The sequence below is a fragment of the Nitrospira sp. BLG_2 genome (assembly GCF_049222245.1).
In genome coordinates this window covers 1-4,243 of record NZ_JBLYIG010000361.1, presented here as the reverse complement: position 1 = coordinate 4,243, position 4,243 = coordinate 1, and the positions used below count along the sequence as shown (strand labels likewise).

Sequence of the window (4,243 nt, the reverse complement as noted above, 5' to 3'; positions counted from 1 at the left end):
GCCAATGCTTGCTGCAACGCCGCATAGGCGGCGACGCCGCTCGCCGCGTCCATCGGCGCATTGACATGCGGCCCGTAGGCCAGAGCGATCCCCCAGTAGCACATGGCGCAGGTAGGCTCGATCTCGGCGGCGCGCGTAAACGAGCGAATCGCTTCGGCATGGTTGAATCCGTAGACGAGTCGCAGGCCCTGGTCGAAGTACTGCTGGGTGGCCGGGACCCGCGTGGAGATGCGTTTGTGATGGGAGCCGAGGTTGGGATAGAGAGGCACCGTGTCGGAAACGCTCGTCGATGGCTCGGGCGCCGCCGACTCGGTGGCTGAAGCGGGAGCGGCGCAGGCCAACAGAACGGCCGTGGCGAATCCGATGATGTGGGCGGACGTCATGGGAGGCCGCCCGACAGTCAGTGCAAGCAATTCTAATAGTCTCATAGTAACCTCCGTTTGCATGGCAGAAACCGCGTGGTATCCGTTTACGCCATAGCATCTGACGAAAAAAGAGAGTCGTATCTCATCGTCTGCCTTGTGAAATTCCTTGTTAGGCCCGAATGCCGATGACTTCGAGAAATTCCGCCGAGACGGTGGTGCAGTGCGCCCCGGCTCGATTGTGCGATGCCCAGAGCGTTTCGAGCTCTTGCCGCAATTGCGCTTGCCCCTCGGAGTCAAGCGACGCGAAAGCCTGATGTGTCGGTCCATAATACAGACGAAAGAATTCCACGACCTCCGACGGTGGAAAGGGATAGTCGAAGAGGTACTGACGTCTCGTGAGGCTGAGTTCCGAGAGTCCGTGGCCCAGGCGCCGGCGGACGGTGTCCTCATCGCCCCACAAGACCGGCGCCGGCATGCCGGACGGTGCGATGAACTTCGAAACCGTCTTGAACATCTGACCGACAAATCCCTGCGGGGTCCAATTGGCCATCGCAAGAGTGCCTCCCGGAAGGCACACACGGAGCAATTCGTGAGCGACCCGCTCAGGTCGAGGAGCGAACATCGCGCCGATCAGAGTCGTCACGATGTCGAAGCTTGCGTCTTCAAACGGCAGTGCCTCGGCATCAGCCTCTTCGAAACGAGCTTTCAGCCCCTCCGCTTGCGCTCGGGTCCTTGCCCGCTCCACGAGGTTGCCCGCGATATCCACGCCGGTCACCTCGACGCCGTCTTTGGCCGCCATCAGCGCTATTTGACCGGACCCGCAGGCGACGTCCAGCAATCGGCAGCCTGGTGCAATGTTCAGGCGTTCATAAAACTCTCGTGCGCCGCCTACCATGAATCGCGAGAAGCGATCATAGTCTCCCGCCGTCCAGATCGATTTGAGCCGAGCCTTCATACTGTCTATGTCTCCCACGGTTGCACTCGTCATCGCGGCCTCCTTGTGTGATCGATTGACGGCGCCTTTATGCGCCGCGTTGTCCGTGCTCGCCACTATACGAGAGAAGCGTTCCGGTGTCTTATCAGCTCGTCTGGCGCTCTTAGCAGGAGAATGCTAAGCTGCAGCGCACTTGTCCTACCGTCCGGCTTATTTAGCAGGACGCGTACGTCGCCGGCTGAAACCCATATGGATGTGCTGTCTGAAGTGTTGAAAGCCGTGAAATTGGACGGCGCAGTCTTCTTCAACGGTGAATTTTCATCACCGTGGTGCGTGCGCGAACCCGATGCATGCACGATGGCGTCGTACCTCCCTACCCGACCCAAGCATGTCATGATCTTCCATCTCGTGACCGAAGGCAAAGGGTACGTTCGCATCGAAGAAAACGGCGGCGGCGTGCCTCTCGAAGCCGGCGACATCGTCCTCCTTCCACAAGGCAATGCGCACTTCATGGGCAACGGCCCTCCCGTCACGCCAATCGACAGTGCGGCACAACTGCGGTGGGTGCTCACCGAAGGACGCATGATTTCTCAAGTCGGAGGCGGTGGAGAGCTCACCAAGCTGATCTGCGGCTATCTGACGTGCGACCCGGAACTCTGCCGGATCCTCTTGGGCGGGCTCCCCCCGATCGTCAAGGTCCATATCCGGGATAGCTCGTCAGGACAATGGTTGGAAGATACCTTTTGTTATTCCGTCGATCATGCGGAAACGTCCGGACCGGGCGCCGCCGCCGTCGTCGCCAAATTGTCAGAAGCGTTGTTCGCCGAAACATTGCGGCGGTACATCGCGAAGTTGCCGCAGTCACACACGGGATGGCTTGCCGGGGTGCGCGATCCGGACGTGGGAAAGGCGCTGGCGCTCCTGCACAAGCAGCCGTCACACCCCTGGACGATCGCCTCGCTGGCGAACGAGGTCGGTGTGTCTCGTTCCGTGTTGGCCGAGCGATTTCGTCACTATTTGTCCGACACTCCGATGGGGTATCTGATGCGCTGGAGGCTGCAGGTCGCCGCTCAAGTGCTGACGTCCACTTCCAAGAGCGTGGCCGAAGTGGCGGGCGATGTGGGCTACGAGTCGGAACCGTCCTTCAATCGCGCCTTCAAGCGGGAGTTTGGAGTCCCCCCGGCACGGTTTCGTAGCCAGACAAAGCGCTCCACGTTTAAGGATTGATACGCTTTTCATTTCATGGTCCGATTCATGGACGTGACATTCAGATCCGGCACTGTTGCTGACGCCCAGGTTTGCGGGAGGGTCGGCTACGAGGCATTCAAGGCGATTGCCGGGCAACATCACTTTCCACCGGACTTCCCCTCCGCTGAAATCGCGATCGGACTGTACGCGATGATCCTGGGACGGTCCGATGTCTTCTCGATTGTGGGAGAGCGCGATGGCCACATCGTGTGCAGCAATTTTCTGTGGGAAGGTGACGCGATTGCGGGAGTCGGCCCGATCACGGTCCTTCCGGCCGCGCAGAATGCCTCGCTTGGGCGTCAGTTGATGCAAGCAGTCTTGGACCGGGCCGAAGGTCGGCATCAAGCCGGTGTTCGGCTTGTTCAGGCTGCGTACCATACCCGTTCACTGTCCCTGTACACCAAACTCGGATTTCAAGCGCGCGAGCCGCTTTCCACTCTGCAGGGCCCGCCGCTCAACATGGACCTGCACGGCTATCGAGTCCGCCAAGCGAGTCCGGACGACCTGGATGCGTGCAATGCCATCTGTCGCACGGTGCATGGTCATGATCGGCGCGGCGAGGTCACCCATGCGATTGCCGATGGAATAGCCACGGTTGTGGAGCATGGCGGCCGGATTACCGGCTACGCCACCGGTCTCGGTTTCTTTGGACATGCGGTCGGACGGACGAACGAAGAACTCAAGGCTCTGATCGGCGCTGCTCCTGCCTTTACCGGGCCGGGATTCTTGCTGCCGACGCGAAACACGGAATTGTTGCAATGGTGCTTACATCACGGTCTACGGATCGTCCAGCCCATGACGCTCATGAGCCTAGGGCTGTATCAGAAACCTGCCGGCTCCTTTCTCCCTTCCATCTTGTATTGACGCCGGCGCTCAGTTCGTGGCCGCTTGCATTTCTTCTCTCGGCTTCACCGCGGGATCTTTGCAGCAAGCACATCAACCTGTTCAATCTGTGGTGGCTCAGCAAGCAACTCTGGCGCCTTCGCCATCAGTGCCGCGGCAATTTGCCCAGCCAAATGAGCTTTTCGTCCCGCCTCATCGGCAAACGCATCGAAGATGCCGAATGTCGACGGCCCCAACCGCAGTGCGAACCAGATCGGCGTCGAAACTTCCTGATTCGCCAGGGCAAGCCCCCCTTCCAGAAAACGCGCGACTTCGGTTTCCTTTCCGGGCTTGGCTTGTAACCGTACCAATAATGCAACTCGTACCATGATTTCCTTCCTTTCTGTTGTGGGGATTGGCGGACGCATTCTAGCGTCGATTGCCCTCTCGAGGTAGTGGCAAGAATGACAATTATGCTACAGTTTTCGCCATGCGCATCTATGTGCTGGCTCTCTCTGAAGTCTTCGACACCGGCTTAGCCACTTTTCTCGACACCTTCAGCACAGCGAATGCATTGGCGGAATCCACTGGTAAATCCTCGGTGCGCTTCGATGTATCGATCATCGGCGTTCGGTCTCGTGTGCTCACGAGCCAAGGATTGTCGGTACCGGTACGGTCGGCGACACGCCGTGCTCCACCCGATGTTGCACTGGTGCCCGCCATTGGGGCGAAATTACCCGATGCCTTGCGAGTGAAACTGGAGCAACGAGAGACGGTGGACGCACAAGCGCTGCTCCGCGATTGGTCTGCCAGCGGCGCACTCATCGGCGCCGCTTGTACGAGCACGTTCGTCCTTGCCGGCTCGTCACTGCTC

At 59.5% G+C, this 4,243-nt stretch carries 5 protein-coding genes and 1 pseudogene; 3 read left to right on the top strand and 3 right to left on the bottom strand.

The window, feature by feature from the left end:
• Together ACOSYY_RS09955 and ACOSYY_RS09950 are read right to left on the bottom strand one after the other, a co-directional pair.
• Window positions 1-428, bottom strand: a pseudogene (locus ACOSYY_RS09955) (hypothetical protein); the annotation flags it as partial.
• A 106-nt stretch (window positions 429-534) separates the two neighbouring features.
• A complete protein-coding gene (locus ACOSYY_RS09950) occupies window positions 535-1,353 on the bottom strand; it encodes a class I SAM-dependent methyltransferase (protein ID WP_421662136.1) in 819 nt (272 codons plus the stop codon).
• A gap of 195 nt (window positions 1,354-1,548) precedes the next feature.
• On the opposite strand from ACOSYY_RS09950, the gene ACOSYY_RS09945 reads away from it, so the two are divergent.
• Window positions 1,549-2,526, top strand: coding sequence for an AraC family transcriptional regulator (locus ACOSYY_RS09945; protein WP_421662135.1), 978 nt, complete (start codon window positions 1,549-1,551; stop codon window positions 2,524-2,526).
• A gap of 27 nt (window positions 2,527-2,553) precedes the next feature.
• Complete coding sequence (locus ACOSYY_RS09940; protein WP_421662134.1) at window positions 2,554-3,411, top strand: GNAT family N-acetyltransferase; 858 nt, start codon at window positions 2,554-2,556, stop codon at window positions 3,409-3,411.
• 44 nt (window positions 3,412-3,455) lie between these two features.
• Here the strand turns inward: ACOSYY_RS09940 and ACOSYY_RS09935 are convergent, their stop codons facing one another.
• The gene (locus ACOSYY_RS09935; protein WP_421662132.1) at window positions 3,456-3,758 is read right to left on the bottom strand and encodes a putative quinol monooxygenase; all 303 of its coding nucleotides are present in this window, start codon (window positions 3,756-3,758) and stop codon (window positions 3,456-3,458) included.
• Between the two features lie 101 nt (window positions 3,759-3,859).
• Between ACOSYY_RS09935 and ACOSYY_RS09930 the strand changes: the two genes are divergently transcribed.
• The coding region (locus tag ACOSYY_RS09930; protein ID WP_526023311.1) for a type 1 glutamine amidotransferase family protein at window positions 3,860-4,243 on the top strand (384 nt) is incomplete at its 3' end.

Bases quoted from the DNA above. Each gene is read 5' to 3' on its own strand.
- ACOSYY_RS09950 (WP_421662136.1), bottom strand. From the start codon at position 1,353: ATGACGAGTGCAACCGTGGGAGACATAGACAGTATGAAGGCTCGGCTC.
- ACOSYY_RS09945 (WP_421662135.1), top strand. From the start codon at position 1,549: ATGGATGTGCTGTCTGAAGTGTTGAAAGCCGTGAAATTGGACGGCGCA.
- ACOSYY_RS09940 (WP_421662134.1), top strand. From the start codon at position 2,554: ATGGACGTGACATTCAGATCCGGCACTGTTGCTGACGCCCAGGTTTGC.
- ACOSYY_RS09935 (WP_421662132.1), bottom strand. From the start codon at position 3,758: ATGGTACGAGTTGCATTATTGGTACGGTTACAAGCCAAGCCCGGAAAG.